We start from the raw sequence: 16290 nt of genomic DNA, 5'->3' as shown, positions 1-16290 counted from the left end.
TCGCCACTCCCTGACTTTGCAGCCAATACACTGGTTATAGCGGCAGTTAATGTTGTCTTGCCGTGGTCAACGTGACCGATGGTGCCGATGTTAACGTGCGGCTTTGTCCTTTCGTACTTTTCCTTGGACATAATAAACTCCTATCCTCGGTCTAACCATTGACCTTGGCGATAATTTCTTCACTAATTGCTTTAGGCGCCTGATCATAATGATCAAAAACCATTGAATAAGTAGCACGACCTTGGGTTGCACTACGCAAATCTGTCGCATAACCGAACATGCTGGACAAAGGGACGTGTGACTCAATAACCTGAGCACCACCTCGAGCATCCATTCCCATAATTCGTCCACGGCGGCTATTTAAATCGCCGATAACGTCACCCATGTACTCTTCAGGGACAACAACTTCTACATTCATAATAGGTTCGAGCAATGCAGGTGAAGCCTTCTTGGCACCGTCTTTAAAACCCATGGAACCAGCGATTTTAAACGCCATTTCGTTGGAATCGACATCATGATACGAACCATCGAAGACAGTGACTTTAACATCAACAATAGGGAACCCAGCCAAAACACCATTCTGAGCAGCCTCTTCAGCGCCCTTACCGACTGCGGGGATATATTCACGAGGAATAACACCACCCTTGATGGCATCTACAAACTCGAAGCCCTTGCCAGCTTCACCAGGCTCAAGTCTGAGCCAGCAATCGCCATATTGACCACGCCCACCTGACTGGCGGACAAATTTACCCTGGACCTCAACAGTCTTAGTAATTGATTCACGGTACGCAACCTGAGGAGCACCCACGTTACACTCAACCTTAAATTCACGCTTCATACGGTCAACTATAACTTCGAGATGCAACTCGCCCATACCCGAGAGGATAGTCTGGCCGGTTTCCTCGTCAGTCCGAACCCCCAATGAAGGGTCCTCAGACAAAAGCTTACCGAGAGCAACACCCATCTTCTCCTGGTCTTCCTTAGTCTTTGGTTCAACAGAAAGATGGATAACCGGCTCAGGAAATTCCATGGTCTCAAGCAGTGCAGGTGCCTGGATATCACAGAGAGTGTCACCAGTTGTGGTCCCTTTGAGACCAACAGCAGCAGCGATATCACCTGAGTAAACCAGCTTTATCTCCTCACGTTTATTCGCATGCATTTTCAGCAGACGGCCAAAACGTTCTTTCTTGCCCTTGGTTGAATTCAAAACTGTCGTACCCGATTCAGCCACCCCTGAATAAACCCGAAAGAAGCTCAGCTGACCGACAAAAGGATCGGTCATAATCTTGAAAGCTAAAGCAGCGAAAGGGGCATCATCGTCTGCAGGACGGACTAATTCTTCACCAGTATCAGGATGCACACCCTTAATCGGCTCAACATCTAGAGGCGATGGCATATAGTCAATGACGGCATCAAGGAGGGTCTGTACCCCTTTATTCTTAAATGCACTCCCGCATAACACAGGACAAAAATCTATATTATGAGTACCTTGACGAATGGCGTTTTTGATCTCTTTAACGGTTAGCTCTTCGCCACCGAGATACTTCTCCATCAAAACGTCATCATGGGTAGAAATCTCCTCCAATAACGCTTCACGTCCGGCAGCCACATCATCAACCATGTCAGCTGGAATATCAATAACGTCGAACGATGCACCCATGGATTCATCATCCCAAACGATAGCCTGCATAGTGACAAGATCGACCAAACCCCGGAAGTCGTCCTCAGCGCCAATTGGCAACTGCAGTGGCAACGGATTAGCGCCAAGGCGGTTACGGATCATATCGACACCACGACTAAAATCGGCACCAGTGCGATCCATTTTATTAATAAAGGCAATTCGTGGCACACCATACTTATCAGCTTGTCGCCATACAGTTTCAGATTGCGGCTCAACACCACCGACCGAACAAAAAACCGCTACTGCCCCATCAAGAACCTTCAAGGAACGTTCAACTTCAATAGTAAAGTCGACATGACCAGGGGTATCAATAATATTAACCCGGTGATCTTTCCAGAAACAGGTCGTAGCCGCAGAAGTAATGGTAATCCCCCGCTCCTGCTCCTGCTCCATCCAATCCATTGTGGCCGCGCCATCATGGACTTCACCGATCTTGTGCGAGACCCCAGTATAATAGAGAATACGCTCAGTCGTCGTCGTCTTACCTGCGTCAATATGGGCCATAATACCGATATTACGCGTCTTTTCTAAAGAAACTTTACGAGCCACAAAACACTCCTAAACTTAAACGACTGACTTACCAGCGATAATGGGCAAAAGCCTTATTAGCTTCAGCCATACGGTGCGTATCTTCACGCTTCTTAACTGCAGTACCTCGGTTATTAGCTGCATCCAAAAACTCACCCGCAAGCCGCTCACGCATGGTTTTTTCGCTGCGGCCCTTGGCATAAGTTGCAATCCAACGCATAGCCAAGGCAGTACGACGAGAAGGGCTAACTTCAATCGGCACCTGATAAGTAGAACCACCCACGCGGCGAGACTTTACTTCCAACACAGGACGAACATTCTCCATAGCTGCTTTAAAAATTTCCAGCGGATCGCTACCAGAGCGCTCAGCTACCAGATCAAAAGCACCATACACTATTTGCTCCGCTGTACTCTTCTTACCGTCAACCATAACGTTGTTCACAAATTTGGCTACCAGCTGATCTCCAAACTTCGGATCAGGCAGAATGATCCGCTTAGGGACCTCTCTTCTCCTTGGCATAACGTCCTCTTTCTCAGACTATAAAATCATTTAGGGCGCTTAGCGCCATACTTGGAACGAGCTTGCTTACGTTCTTTAACTCCGGCGAGATCAAGCGTGCCACGGACAATATGATACCGCACGCCAGGTAAATCTTTGACCCGGCCACCACGAATCAGTACCACGGAGTGCTCCTGAAGGTTGTGCCCCACGCCCGGTATATAGGAGGTCACGACAATCCCGTTAGTCAAACGAACACGGGCAACTTTCCGCAAGGCAGAGTTTGGCTTCTTAGGAGTCGTTGTGTAAACACGAGTACAAACCCCACGCCTCTGCGGGCAGGACTTAAGCGCAGGTGCAGTTGACTTAACAACCTTCTTCTTGCGCCCGTTGCGGATCAATTGGTTAATTGTTGGCATCTTGATTCTCCAAAATCTTTATCATTATTACAGTCAACTCAGACTGACTTTTCTATGGGGAAAAACCCGCAGAGATTATCAATCGACCATACCTTTGTCAAGCTATTTTTTACTACTTGGATATTAGTCTTTACTGAGCTACAAATACTCATATTTATGCAAATAAGCACTACTCAGACTCTTCAAATACCTCGGTTTCCGACTCGTCAATAACGATAGGGGCCTCTAACTTTATCTCTGGCTCAGGAATCATTAATTCTGCCGAACGGTATTTACCGACCCCAGTCCCAGCGGGAATCAACCGTCCCATGATAACGTTCTCTTTGAGGCCACGCAGGGAGTCTTTCTTCCCTTGGATTGAAGCCTGGGTCAGAACCTTAGTCGTCTCCTGAAACGAAGCCGCCGAGATAAATGACTCAGTCGAAAGTGACGCTTTTGTTATACCGAGCATGATTGTCTCACCAATCGCGGGCTGACCACCTTCGGCCATAACACGATCATTTTCCGCCTCAAAAACCCAACGATCTATCTGATCATCAATCAAAAAGTTGGTATCACCGACATCATTGATCTGAACTTTACGCAGCATCTGCCGAACGATAGTCTCTATATGTTTATCGTTTATCTTAACCCCTTGTAAACGATAGACCTCCTGCACCTCATCAACGAGGTATTTTGAAAGCTCTTTGCTACCAAGTACTCGCAGAATATCATGGGGGTTACTCGATCCATCAACCAACTCTTCACCAGCATGGATGACGTCGCCTTCATGGACGGATATATGCTTCCCTTTAGGGATAAGATACTCAGCGGGTTCGCCAACATCGGGAGTTACGATGATCTTACGCTTGCCCTTAGAGTCTTTACCGTATGAAACGATACCATCGATCTCGGAAATCACCGCCAGCTCTTTCGGCTTACGTGCCTCGAACAATTCTGCAACTCTTGGCAAACCACCAGTGATATCTTTCGTCTTGGTTGTCTCACGAGGAATTTTAGCAAGAATAGCCCCTGCGTGAAGGGTGGACCCTTCTTCTACAAAGATGTTGGCACCAATTGGCAGCATGTAGCGTGCCTGAGCTCCATTTGGCAGCTTGACAGTCTTTCCGTCTTCACCTTTCAAAGTGATCCGTGGCCGCTTGTCAGCGGATTTAGCCTCAGTGACAACTTTACGGGAAAGACCAGTGACTTCGTCAACCTGCTCTTCCATCGTTATCCCTTCAGCAATATCACCATAATGGACGATACCACCGACCTCAGTGATGATTGGAACAGTATAGGGATCCCATTCAGCCAGAACATCACCGCTGGTGATTTTTCCGCCATCATGTGTATTTAAACGAGCACCATAAACAACACCATAACGTTCTCGTTCACGGCCAGTATCATCAACAACGGCAATTTCACCTTTTCTGTTCATGACGACAGGGAAGTTGTTATCATCATCAACAGTGGTTAAGTTGATAAACTTCATTTTCCCATCAAAACGCGCTTCCAAAGCTGTCTGTTCTGCACGCCGTGAAGCAGTACCACCGATATGGAATGTCCGCATGGTCAACTGCGTTCCTGGCTCACCAATGGATTGAGCCGCGATAACCCCAACGGCTTCACCAAGATTAACCAGATGCCCTCGACCTAGGTCACGCCCATAACAATAAGCGCAAATACCACGCTTACTCTTACAGGTCAACACGGAACGAATTTTAACTCTTTCAATTCCAGCATCTTCAATGACTGCAACAAGCTCTTCATCAATCAACTGATTCGCTTCAACCAAAAGCTTATCGGTGACGGGGTCAACAATATCATCCAGAGCCACTCGGCCTAAAATGCGATCCCCTAAGCGCTCAATGATTTCACCACCCTCAGTTAAAGTTGAGACCTCAATCCCGTCCAAGGTGTCACAATCCTGTTCAATGATGATGGCATCTTGTGCAACGTCGACAAGACGTCTTGTTAAATAACCCGAGTTTGCGGTTTTAAGCGCGGTATCAGCCAAACCTTTACGGGCACCGTGAGTCGAAATAAAATACTGGAGGACCGTTAAACCTTCACGGAAGTTAGCCGTAATGGGTGTCTCAATGATGGAGCCATCTGGCTTAGCCATCAACCCACGCATCCCCGCCAGTTGGCGAATTTGCTGGGCACTACCCCGAGCACCTGAATCAGCCATCATATGAATAGCGTTGAAGGATGAAACCTCGACTTCTTTACCGTCTGCTGACTTTATCTTTTCAACGGCGATATTGCCGAGCATGGTTCCAGCAATATCTTCAGTACACTTCGCCCAGATATCGATAACCTTGTTATAACGTTCACCATCGGTTATCAAACCTTCAGTATATTGCTGCTGAATGTCTTTGACTTCATCAGCAGAAACCTTAATCCGAGCTCCCTTGCTTTCGGGGATAACCATGTCATCCAGACAGATTGAAACGCCTGCCAAACTCGAATAACGAAAACCGGTCTCCTTGATTTTATCTGCAAGGATGACGGTCTCCTTGTTGCCGGCATAACGGAAACTGATATCAATCAAGTCGGCAACTTGCTTCTTACCAATCAATTTATTGACATGCTTGAAATCTATAGACTCAGGGACAACTTCACGCAACAAGATGCGACCAACTGTCGTTTCAATAATTTCAACTGGTGCCCCTAAGACTGGTGACATCCGTACTTTGACAGCGGCCTGAAGATCAGCAATACCGGCATCGTAGGCCATACGTACTTCATCTCTGGAAGCAAACAATTTACCTGTTCCAGCGGCGAAAGGACGCTCCTTCGTCATATAATAAAGGCCCAGAACCATATCTTGAGACGGAACAATGATCGGTTTCCCACTCGCGGGAGAAAGGATATTGTTGGTTGACATCATCAACACCCTTGCCTCAATCTGACTCTCTATAGACAGGGGCAAGTGAACTGCCATCTGGTCACCATCAAAGTCAGCATTAAAAGCGGTACAAACCAACGGATGTAATTGAATGGCTTTACCTTCAATCAATACCGGTTCAAAGGCCTGGATACCGAGACGGTGAAGGGTTGGCGCACGGTTAAGCATGACCGGGTGCTCTTTAATAACTTCCTCAAGGACATCCCAAACTTCAGACTTTTCTTTTTCTACCATTTTCTTGGCAGCCTTAACTGTTCCAGCTAACCCACGTTCATCAAGTTTCTGATAAATGAATGGTTTAAACAGCTCTAGTGCCATTTTCTTTGGCAGACCGCATTGATGTAATTTCAATTCAGGGCCAACAACAATAACCGAACGGCCTGAATAATCGACACGTTTTCCCAATAAGTTTTGCCGAAATCGACCACCTTTACCTTTGAGCATATCGGACAGCGACTTAAGAGGACGCTTACTTGGACCGGTAATTGCGCGGCCGCGTCGACCATTATCGAAAAGAGCATCAACCGCTTCCTGAAGCATCCTTTTTTCATTGCGGATAATAACCTCAGGTGCACGTAACTCCATCAAACGCTTAAGTCGGTTATTTCTGTTAATAACCCGGCGATAAAGGTCATTCAGGTCAGAAGTTGCAAAACGACCACCATCCAAGGGAACTAGAGGGCGCAACTCAGGCGGCAGGACCGGGACTGTTTCTAAAATCATCCACTCGGGCTGATTGCCGCTTTGTCGAAATGAATTAATGACTTTAAGCCGTTTTGAAACCTTTTTACGTTTAGCTTCGCTGGTGGCTTCTTTCATTTCAATGCGCAGCTGATCTCCAACTTCAACGAGATCAATCTCTGCTAACAATTCACGAACAGCTTCTGCACCCATCCCGGCAACAAACTGACCAGCGAACTCATCCATGGCTTCACTGTACTGATCTTCAGCAAGAAGTTGCCCTTTGGTTAAGGACGTATCGCCTGGATCAAGAACGACGTAGGCCTCAAAATAGAGCACCTTCTCCAGATCCTTGAGGGTCATATCCAAAAGGGCCCCAATCCTTGAAGGCAATGACTTGAGAAACCAGATATGGGCGACTGGACAAGCCAGATCAATATGCCCTAACCGCTCGCGTCGAACCTTACTGGGGATAACCTCAACACCGCATTTTTCACAAACAATGCCGCGGTGCTTCATCCGCTTATATTTACCGCAGTTACACTCGTAATCCTTGGTAGGACCAAAGATTTTAGCACAGAAAAGACCATCACGCTCGGGCTTAAAAGTCCGGTAGTTGATCGTTTCAGGTTTTTTTACTTCGCCAAAGGACCGCTCACGAATTCTTTCCGGTGATGCCAATGACAACTGAATAGAATTAAAACTCAATGGATCTTTAGGACGCTCAAAGAGACTAAAAATATCTTCCAAAATGCATTCTCCTTGTAGGATGAGTGCTTTAGTTTCTAAACATATACTAGCTAACGCTTATCTGGCCAGAATCGACTCAGCTCTCTTCCAACAGATCAACGTCAAGACATAGAGCCTGAAGCTCTTTGATCAGGACATTGAAAGATTCCGGCAAACCCGCTTCAAGCGTATGTTTCCCTTTAACAATGGCTTCATACATTCGTGTTCGACCGGCAACATCATCTGATTTTACGGTCAAAAACTCTTGTAAGGCATGGGCCGCGCCATAAGCTTCCATCGCCCAAACTTCCATCTCCCCAAGTCGTTGTCCCCCAAACTGGGCCTTACCACCAAGGGGTTGTTGAGTGACAAGACTATAAGGCCCAATTGAACGGGCATGGATCTTATCATCAACCAAGTGATGCAGCTTAAGGATATACATAATTCCGACTGTGACCTTCTCCTTAAACGCTTCCCCTGTCTGACCATCGTACAAAGTCATTTGACCACTTTGATCAAAACCGGCTCGCATCACTTCATTTTTAATCGATTTTTCACTGACACCCTCAAATACAGGAGATGCCATCGGTACACCCATAAATAATCGACGTGCGAGGACCTTAAGATCATCTTCATCCAAGCCATCAATAAAACCGTCTAGGTCCGGATCGCTGTATGCTTGTTTTATCTGCTTTTTCAGAGCACTCTCGCTATATTGCTCTTCCATCACCTTCCGAATCTGATTGCCCAGACCACGAGCCGCCAGACCTAGATGAGTCTCGAGAATTTGTCCGACGTTCATACGAGATGGAACGCCTAATGGGTTCAAGACAAGCTCGACAGGGGTGCCATCTTCCATATACGGCATATCTTCCTGTGGAAGAATACGTGACAAAACCCCTTTGTTACCATGCCGACCGGCCATCTTATCACCGACCTGCAGTTTCCGCTTAATGGCGATGTAAACCTTGACCATCTTAATAACACCCGGAGGCAAGTCATCACCACGTTTACATTTATCAATTTTGTCATCAAAAACAGCTGTGATTAATTGCTCACGCTCTGCTAAACGGTTCAGCAGATTGCTGATTTTATCTTCTACGTCGCCATTCCCAGAGACAGATATCTCTTGAATACGACTAAAAGGAACCTGATCAAAGGTTTCGGCAACAATCTTACAATTATCAGGAAGTAGAGTATTGCCGTTCTCATCATCAATTGCAACTGCGGCAGTCAATCCGACCAATAATGTACGGATTTTATTGCGCGTAGATTTGCGCAATATCCGAATTTCATCTTCGCGGTCCTTAATTAATTTCTCAATTTCACGAGCTTCTATCTGCTCAGTCCGGGCGTCTTTATCAAATCCCTTCCGGGAAAACACACGAGCACCAATAACGACCCCTTCTTCACCGGGCGGAACACGCAAAGAGGTATCCCGAACATCTCCAGCTTTTTCACCGAAAATGGCACGGAGTAATTTTTCCTCTGGAGAAAGCTGGGTTTCCCCTTTTGGGGTGATTTTACCAACCAGAATATCACCAGGCTTGACACTTGCACCGATACGAATAATCCCCGATTCATCCAAATCGCTTAATGCATCTTCACCGAGATTGGGGATATCATCAGTAATCTCTTCTTTACCCAACTTTGTATCACGAGCGACGCACTCAAACTCTTCAATATGGATTGAAGTATAACGATCATCCTGGACCAATTTCTCTGAGATCAGGATCGAATCCTCAAAGTTGTATCCATGCCAAGGCATAAATGCCACGAGCACATTCTGACCAAGAGCGAGTTCACCCCATTGAGTTGAGGGGCCATCGGCAATGACGTGACCAGCCCTAACCCGATCACCAACCTTAACGATAGGTTTTTGATTGATGCAAGTATTCTGGTTAGAACGACTGAACTTGTGCAAATTGTAAATATCGACACCCGTGCCAGTTTCATCAATTGCTGTTTCATCAATCTGAATCACGATTCGATCAGCATCGACACTTTCAACGACACCATCGTGGCGAGCAACGACAGAGTTTCCAGAATCGTGAGCAACGATTCGCTCCATGCCGGTACCTACAAGCGGAGCATCAGTACGTAACAGTGGGACCGCTTGACGTTGCATGTTTGAACCCATAAGGGCCCGGTTAGCATCATCATTTTCCAAAAAGGGAATTAAGGCCGCGGCAACAGAAACTATCTGCTTAGGCGACACATCCATAAGGTCAATCTGGTCAGGAGGTAATAACAAAAACTCACCAGTTTGCCGCACATTAACCAAGTCATTTACAAACACGCCGTTTTCATCAATAGGCGCATTGGCCTGAGCAATCGCATGACCTTCTTCTTCAAGCGCTGAAAAATATTTAATTTCAGTGGTAACCTGCCCGTCCTTAACAATCCGGTATGGGGTCTCAACAAAGCCATATTCGTTGATACGCGCATAAGTCGATAAGGAAGCGATCAAACCGATGTTCGGTCCCTCCGGGGTCTCAATTGGACAAACTCGACCGTAATGGGTGGGATGGACGTCACGAACCTCAAAGCCTGCCCGTTCACGGGTCAAACCACCGGGTCCAAGAGCTGACAACCGGCGTTTATGTGTAACCTCCGAAAGGGGATTGGTCTGGTCCATAAATTGAGACAGCTGTGACGAACCAAAGAATTCCTTAACCACCGCTGACACCGGCTTCGAGTTGATGAGATCATGCGGCATCAAGCTATCGACATCCTGCAAACTCATCCGTTCTTTGATGGCCCTCTCCATCCGCACCAAACCGACTCGGTATTGGTTTTCGAGGAGTTCACCAACGGCCCTGACCCGACGATTACCGAGATGATCGATATCATCGATAGTCCCTTTACCATTGCGCAGACCGACAAGATAATGGACAACCTTAAGAATGTCTTCTTTGGTTAAAGTTGCGAGATCAATCGGGCTGTCAACGCCAAGCTTATGATTGAGTTTTAAACGGCCAACCGCAGAAATATCATAGCGGTCAGCATTAAAAAACAAACTTTCAAAAAGGGTTGTAGCAGTCCTGATTGTTGGCGGATCACCCGGTCGTAGACGACGGAAAATTTCAATAATTGCGTCATCTGCAGTTTCAACTTTGTCGACACGTAGCGTGTCACTGATATATGAACCAACATACAGATGATCAATAAACAACGTTGTAAAGTTATTGATCCCCTTGTCTCTCAGTTCTTCTAATTTGGACTCGGAAAGCTCACTATTGCACTCAAGGATAACCTCGCCTGTTGCTTCATCAACAATATCACTGACAACAACTTGCCCGACCAGGTCTTCCACGGTCACCGGGATCGACTTGATCCCGTCCTCATTGAGCTTGCGTATCGCAGCGCGAGTAAATTTCCGATTTGCTTTTACCAGAACCTCGCCGCTACTGGAAATAACATCAGAGCTGGCCCGTTTACCTGCGAGCAGTTCAAAGTTCACGGTCTTGGAATAAGTTTTCCCATCCCATGAAATTTCTTCCAGATCATAGTAATACCTGAGGAGCTCTTCTGTCGTATATCCCAATGCTTTGAGAAGAACAGTTGCTGGAAGCTTCCTGCGGCGGTCGATACGAACCCAGAGTAAATCTTTATGGTCAAAATCAAAATCGAGCCATGAACCACGATAAGGAATGATCCTCGCACTATAAAGCACCTTACCGCTGGAATGGGTTTTGCCCTTGTCATGAGAAAAGAAAACACCAGGAGAACGATGAAGCTGACTAACAATGACTCTCTCGGTTCCATTAATAATAAAGGTACCGTTTTCGGTCATCAGCGGTATTTCACCGAAATAAACTTCCTGCTCCTTAATGTCTCTAATTGACTGCGTACCAGCGTCCTTGTCAACATCCCAAGTTACGAGTCGCACCTTGACCTTGATAGGTGCTGCATAGGTCATTCCCCGCTGATGACATTCTCCGACATCATACTTTGGTGCGCCCAAACCATAGGAGACATACTCCATAGAGCAGGTATCACTAAAATCGTGAATCGGAAATACAGAGCGGAAGACAGCCTCCAGTCCACTGTGCTTACGTTCAGAAGAAGGGAGGTTCGCCTGTAAAAAACGAGTATAGGAAGTTTTTTGAATATCAATGAGGTTCGGAATATCGATGATATTCGTAACCTTTGCGAAGTGCTTCCTGAGAAGCGGATTATTCGCAAACGAATACGCCATGATTTCTCCTTTGGGATCAGGATTCGAGCCTGATAATAAGACTCACTAGACACCACTTCGGATCTAAAGACAGATCCACCCCGGTAAATTACCGAGGCTGACAACGACAATAGCCAAGGCCACACAAGGCAGCCTTGGCTAAAAACAAATTAGTGGGACAAACTGGTTATTTCAGCTCCACAGAAGCGCCAGCCTCTTCCAATTGCTTTTTGAAATCTTCGGCTTCATCCTTAGAAACAGCTTCTTTAACGGTGCTTGGAGCGCCATCAACAAGCTCTTTAGCTTCTTTCAGACCAAGACCGGTAATAGCACGGACGGCTTTGATAACATTAATTTTCTTCTCACCAAAGCTGCTGAGAATAACATCAAACTCAGTTTGCTCTGCTGCTGCACCAGCTTCAGCAGGAGCAGCCGCAGCTGCAGCAACAGGTGCTGCGGCAGAAACGCCAAATTTCTCTTCGAGCTCTTTGACAAATTCAGACATCTCTAAAACTGTCATATTTTCAATAAACTCTACAACTTGATCTTTAGTAATTGCAGCCATTTTTTCCTCCGAAATTTATGTATTTATATTCACTATTGTTTTTAATATTATGCAGCTTTGCTTTGGCCGATAGCATTTAATACCTGCACTAATGAGCGTGGCATTGCCGCCATAGTGCCAACAAAGTTGCTTACCGGAGCATTCATAGAACTGAGTGCTTTTGCCAGCAATTCTTCACGGCTCGGTAACGCTGCCAGCGCGCTGATTTCAGCAACCGACATGAGCTTTCCGCTCAGAACTCCTGCCTTCAACTCAAAAGCATCTATCTCCTCAGCAAATTTACTGAGAATTTTTGCTGGAGCAACCGGATCGCTACCTGATAGAGCTATCGCTGTGGGGCCTGCACAATATGGTTGTAAGCCTTCTGCCGGAGTCCCTTGGGCCGCTAATTTCAACAAGCTATTTTTTATAACTTGATATTCGACGCCAACTTGTGTCAATTCACGCCGGAGTTGGGTAGCCTGTTCAACGTTGATCCCACGATAATCTGCAACGAATGTCGCAGGAGCGTCAGCTAAACGCTGAGTAAGATTTTGTACAATTTGCTCTTTTTCTGTTCTATCCATTTGTCTCTCCTCCTTTCATTAAGATTTTGGGATATGATGATCCCGCTCAAGTCAAGTTGAGGGGGGAGAGACGAACTATCGTCACAGCACCCTACAGCCTCGGCAGGTGGTCAAGCCATTAAATGCTTTGCATACCTGCTGTCTTTGACTCTAAGCCTGTAAAAACTAATTACTTAAACAAACCTAAAAGTTGTGAAACATCAAGGTTAATACCTGCACCCATAGTCGTTGAAAGCGACACTTTTTTCAAATATGTCCCCTTCGCAGTTGACGGCTTTGCCTTAACCAAAACATCCATCAATAAAAGAATATTTTCTTTAAGTTTCTGCACATCAAAAGAAATCTTTCCGACAGGTGCGTGGACAATACCGGCCTTTTCGACGCGGTATTCAACCTTACCAGACTTTGCTTCCTGAACCGCACGAGCCAGGTCCATGGTCACGGTACCAACCTTTGGGTTTGGCATCAAACCGCGAGGTCCTAGAACCCGACCAATTTTGCCAACAACACCCATCATGTCAGGAGAAGCGATTGCCGTATCAAATTCAAACCAACCACCTTGGATCTTCTCAGCAAGATCATCTGCGCCGACGAAATCTGCTCCGGCAGCTTCAGCTTCTTGCGCCTTCTCACCTTTAGCAAAAACGAGAACCCTGACATCTTTACCCAGTCCATTGGGTAAGACAACGGCACCACGGATCATCTGATCGGCTTTTCGCGGATCGACACCGAGTTTAACACTCACTTCAACCGTTTCATCGAATTTTGCAAAAGCGCCCTTCTTAATAATATCAAGGGCCTCATCGATCTCATACAACTGCGAACGATCGATCAACTCTTTAGCTTTTTTAATATTTTTACCTGTTGCCATCTTGTATCTCCACTACTCGCCGTATCAGGCGACTTCAATTCCCATGCTGCGGGCAGTACCTTCAATAATCCGCGTAGCAGCTTCTTCCGAGAACGCATTGAGGTCAGGCATTTTCAGGCGAGCAATTTCAAGAACCTGATCCTTAGTGACCTTACCGACCTTCTCTTTATTCGGGACACCTGAACCTTTTTTTAACTTCGCTGCACGCAACAGTAATATGGCAGCTGGTGGTGTCTTAGTAATATATGAGAAGGAACGATCTGCAAAAACGGTGATAACAACGGGGATAATTAAGCCATCCTGATCTTGCGTCTTTGCATTAAAGTTTTTGCAAAACTCCATGATGTTGACACCATGCTGCCCAAGAGCAGGTCCGACTGGGGGCGATGGATTCGCCTTACCAGCTGGAATTTGCAATTTAATCTGCCCGATAATCTTTTTGGCCATGACTAGCTCCTTAAACGTACGAAACGTAACCCAGCTCAGCTGGTTTTTTCTACCTGTATAAATTCTAATTCAACGGGAGTAACCCGACCGAAAATACTTACCATAACCTTCAACGTACCGCGGTCAGGGCGAACGTCCTCAACCATCCCGGTAAAGTTAAGAAAGGGACCATCAACAACACGAACAGTCTCACCAATCTCGAACTCAACTTTGGGCTTCGGCTTCTCAACGCCCTCTTCCATGCGATTCGTAATCTTGGCAACTTCAGCATCGGAAATCACCGGAGGCTTCTGTCCGCCACCAACAAACCCAGTAACTTTAGCCGTCCCTGTTACCACATGCCAAGTCTCATCAGTTAAAACCATCCGCACAAGAATATAACCAGGGAAGAACTTACGCATTGAGGTTTTACGCTCACCCTTACGCATCTCTACCACTGCTTCTGAGGGAATAAGGATCTCATCAAAGAGATCTTCAACGCCAGCTGAGCGAATTCGTTCTTCCAAGCTGAGCTTGACTTTGTTTTCATACCCTGAGTAGGTATGCACGCCATACCATTTCATTTCCATGGTAAAATCCCTTTTCTCCTCAACCGAGGATCAGACGGATAAGACGCGAAAGAATCATATCAACACCACCGAGAAAGACCGCACAGATTATAACCAACACAATTACGACTGTCGTCGAAGCATAGGTATCCTTTTTCGACGGCCAAGTAACCTTTTTGATTTCTACTTTGACGTTGGCAAAAAACTCGTTTAATTTCGCAATCATTGATCTACTGGCCTCGCTAGGGGACTATTCGCAAATTTGGCAGGCCAGGAGGGATTCGAACCCCCAACACCCGGATTTGGAGTCCGGTGCTCTAGCCGTTAGAGCTACTGGCCTAAGTAATCCTGACTATCTGCCTACCGGCCCTACTTGGTTTCCTTGTGGGGGGTGTGTTTGCGACAGAAGCGACAGTATTTATTAAACTCCAACTTATCCGGAGTATTTCTTTTGTTTTTCGTTGTGGTGTAGTTCCGCTGCTTGCATTCAGTACAAGCAAGAGTGACAATGTCACGCATAGCGCTTACCTCATTAGACCCTCCCGGCTACTGCCAGGAGGGTTTATCTCACTAAAAGTTTTCTGCTTACTACTCGATAACTTCGCTGACCACTCCGGCGCCAACGGTACGGCCACCTTCACGGATTGCAAAGCGCAGTTCTTTATCCATAGCTATCGGAGTGATCAATTCTGCGGTCATCGCAATATTATCACCAGGCATAACCATCTCAACACCTTCAGGCAATTCTACAACACCGGTCACATCGGTGGTCCGGAAGTAGAACTGTGGACGGTACCCCTTGAAGAATGGTGTATGACGACCACCTTCTTCTTTGGTCAGAATATAGGCTTCGGCCTTAAATTTAGTATGCGGGGTAATGCTTCCCGGCTTAGCGAGAACTTGTCCACGCTCAATGTCGTCGCGCTTGATCCCACGAAGCAAAATACCGCAGTTATCGCCTGCTTGACCTTGATCCAGAAGCTTCCGGAACATCTCAACACCAGTAACAACGGTCTTGAAGGTGGGCTTCATGCCGACAATCTCAACTTCTTCCTGTACCTTGATGACACCACGTTCAACACGTCCGGTTGCAACGGTACCACGCCCAGAGATGGAGAAGACATCTTCAACTGGCATCAGGAAGGGGCGGTCAACAGCGCGCTCTGGCTCGGGGATATAACTATCAACAGCATCCATAAGCTCGAGGACTTTGTCTTTACCGATTTCATCATCGCGACCTTCAAGAGCAGCGAGGGCGGAACCGGCAATCACAGGAATATCATCACCTGGGAAGTCGTAGCTGGAGAGCAACTCGCGAATTTCCATCTCAACGAGCTCCAGAAGCTCTTCGTCATCAACCATGTCCGCTTTATTCAAGAAGACAACCATGGCGGGAACACCAACCTGGCGAGCAAGAAGGATATGCTCACGAGTTTGAGGCATTGGACCGTCGGCAGCTGAAACAACCAGAATAGCTCCATCCATCTGAGCCGCTCCAGTGATCATGTTTTTAACGTAGTCGGCATGACCCGGGCAGTCAACGTGGGCATAATGACGATCGTCTGTCTCGTACTCAACATGGGCGGTCGCAATAGTAATACCACGCTCACGCTCTTCTGGGGCATTATCAATCTGATCAAATGCCTTAACTTCGCCACTCCCTGACTTTGCAGCCAATACACT

General features: G+C 46.6%; 14 protein-coding genes and 1 tRNA gene. All 15 read right to left on the bottom strand.

Going from position 1 to position 16290, the window contains the following annotated elements; translation table 11 throughout:
* Positions 1-131: GTP-binding protein (locus BLU87_RS16770; RefSeq protein ID WP_245706661.1), on the bottom strand; the 131-nt coding region annotated here is incomplete at its 3' end.
* A gap of 20 nt (positions 132-151) precedes the next feature.
* Complete coding sequence (fusA, locus tag BLU87_RS16765) at positions 152-2230, bottom strand: elongation factor G (RefSeq protein WP_092350965.1); 2079 nt, start codon at positions 2228-2230, stop codon at positions 152-154.
* A 28-nt stretch (positions 2231-2258) separates the two neighbouring features.
* Entirely contained in the window at positions 2259-2729 is a 471-nt protein-coding gene (gene rpsG, locus BLU87_RS16760) for a 30S ribosomal protein S7 (protein ID WP_092350963.1), read from the bottom strand.
* Positions 2730-2755: 26 nt separating this feature from the next.
* Positions 2756-3127, bottom strand: a complete 372-nt coding sequence (rpsL, locus tag BLU87_RS16755) for a 30S ribosomal protein S12 (RefSeq protein WP_092350961.1) — start codon at positions 3125-3127, stop codon at positions 2756-2758.
* 169 nt (positions 3128-3296) lie between these two features.
* A complete protein-coding gene (gene rpoC / locus BLU87_RS16750; protein ID WP_092350960.1) occupies positions 3297-7451 on the bottom strand; it encodes a DNA-directed RNA polymerase subunit beta' in 4155 nt (1384 codons plus the stop codon).
* Between the two features lie 76 nt (positions 7452-7527).
* Positions 7528-11631 carry a DNA-directed RNA polymerase subunit beta gene (rpoB, locus tag BLU87_RS16745; protein WP_092350958.1) on the bottom strand — a complete coding sequence of 1368 codons (4104 nt, stop codon included), beginning with the start codon at positions 11629-11631 and terminating at the stop codon, positions 7528-7530.
* Between the two features lie 166 nt (positions 11632-11797).
* Positions 11798-12175 (bottom strand): 50S ribosomal protein L7/L12, encoded by a 378-nt coding sequence (gene rplL / locus BLU87_RS16740; protein WP_092350956.1) that lies wholly within the window; start codon positions 12173-12175, stop codon positions 11798-11800.
* Between the two features lie 47 nt (positions 12176-12222).
* Positions 12223-12741, bottom strand: a complete 519-nt coding sequence (rplJ, locus tag BLU87_RS16735) for a 50S ribosomal protein L10 (RefSeq protein WP_092350954.1) — start codon at positions 12739-12741, stop codon at positions 12223-12225.
* A gap of 169 nt (positions 12742-12910) precedes the next feature.
* On the bottom strand, positions 12911-13612 hold the full coding sequence (gene rplA / locus BLU87_RS16730; RefSeq protein ID WP_092350952.1) for a 50S ribosomal protein L1: 702 nt from the start codon (positions 13610-13612) through the stop codon (positions 12911-12913).
* Between the two features lie 24 nt (positions 13613-13636).
* The gene (gene rplK, locus BLU87_RS16725) at positions 13637-14059 is read right to left on the bottom strand and encodes a 50S ribosomal protein L11 (RefSeq protein ID WP_092350950.1); all 423 of its coding nucleotides are present in this window, start codon (positions 14057-14059) and stop codon (positions 13637-13639) included.
* Between the two features lie 35 nt (positions 14060-14094).
* Positions 14095-14628, bottom strand: a complete 534-nt coding sequence (gene nusG, locus BLU87_RS16720) for a transcription termination/antitermination protein NusG (RefSeq protein WP_092350948.1) — start codon at positions 14626-14628, stop codon at positions 14095-14097.
* 19 nt (positions 14629-14647) lie between these two features.
* Positions 14648-14833: a preprotein translocase subunit SecE gene (gene secE / locus BLU87_RS16715; protein ID WP_092350946.1), complete on the bottom strand. Its 186-nt coding sequence runs from the start codon at positions 14831-14833 to the stop codon at positions 14648-14650.
* Positions 14834-14870: 37 nt separating this feature from the next.
* A tRNA-Trp gene (locus BLU87_RS16710) sits at positions 14871-14947 on the bottom strand.
* Positions 14948-14976: 29 nt separating this feature from the next.
* A complete protein-coding gene (gene rpmG / locus BLU87_RS16705; RefSeq protein WP_072910163.1) occupies positions 14977-15126 on the bottom strand; it encodes a 50S ribosomal protein L33 in 150 nt (49 codons plus the stop codon).
* A gap of 69 nt (positions 15127-15195) precedes the next feature.
* Positions 15196-16290, bottom strand: a 1095-nt coding sequence (gene tuf / locus BLU87_RS16700) for an elongation factor Tu (RefSeq protein ID WP_139167615.1), incomplete at its 5' end; no start/stop codon positions are given.

The organism is Desulfuromusa kysingii, assembly GCF_900107645.1.
Classification (GTDB): domain Bacteria; phylum Desulfobacterota; class Desulfuromonadia; order Desulfuromonadales; family Geopsychrobacteraceae; genus Desulfuromusa; species Desulfuromusa kysingii.
Note: the sequence above shows the minus strand (reverse complement) of the source record. Positions and strands in the feature narration are given on the sequence as shown.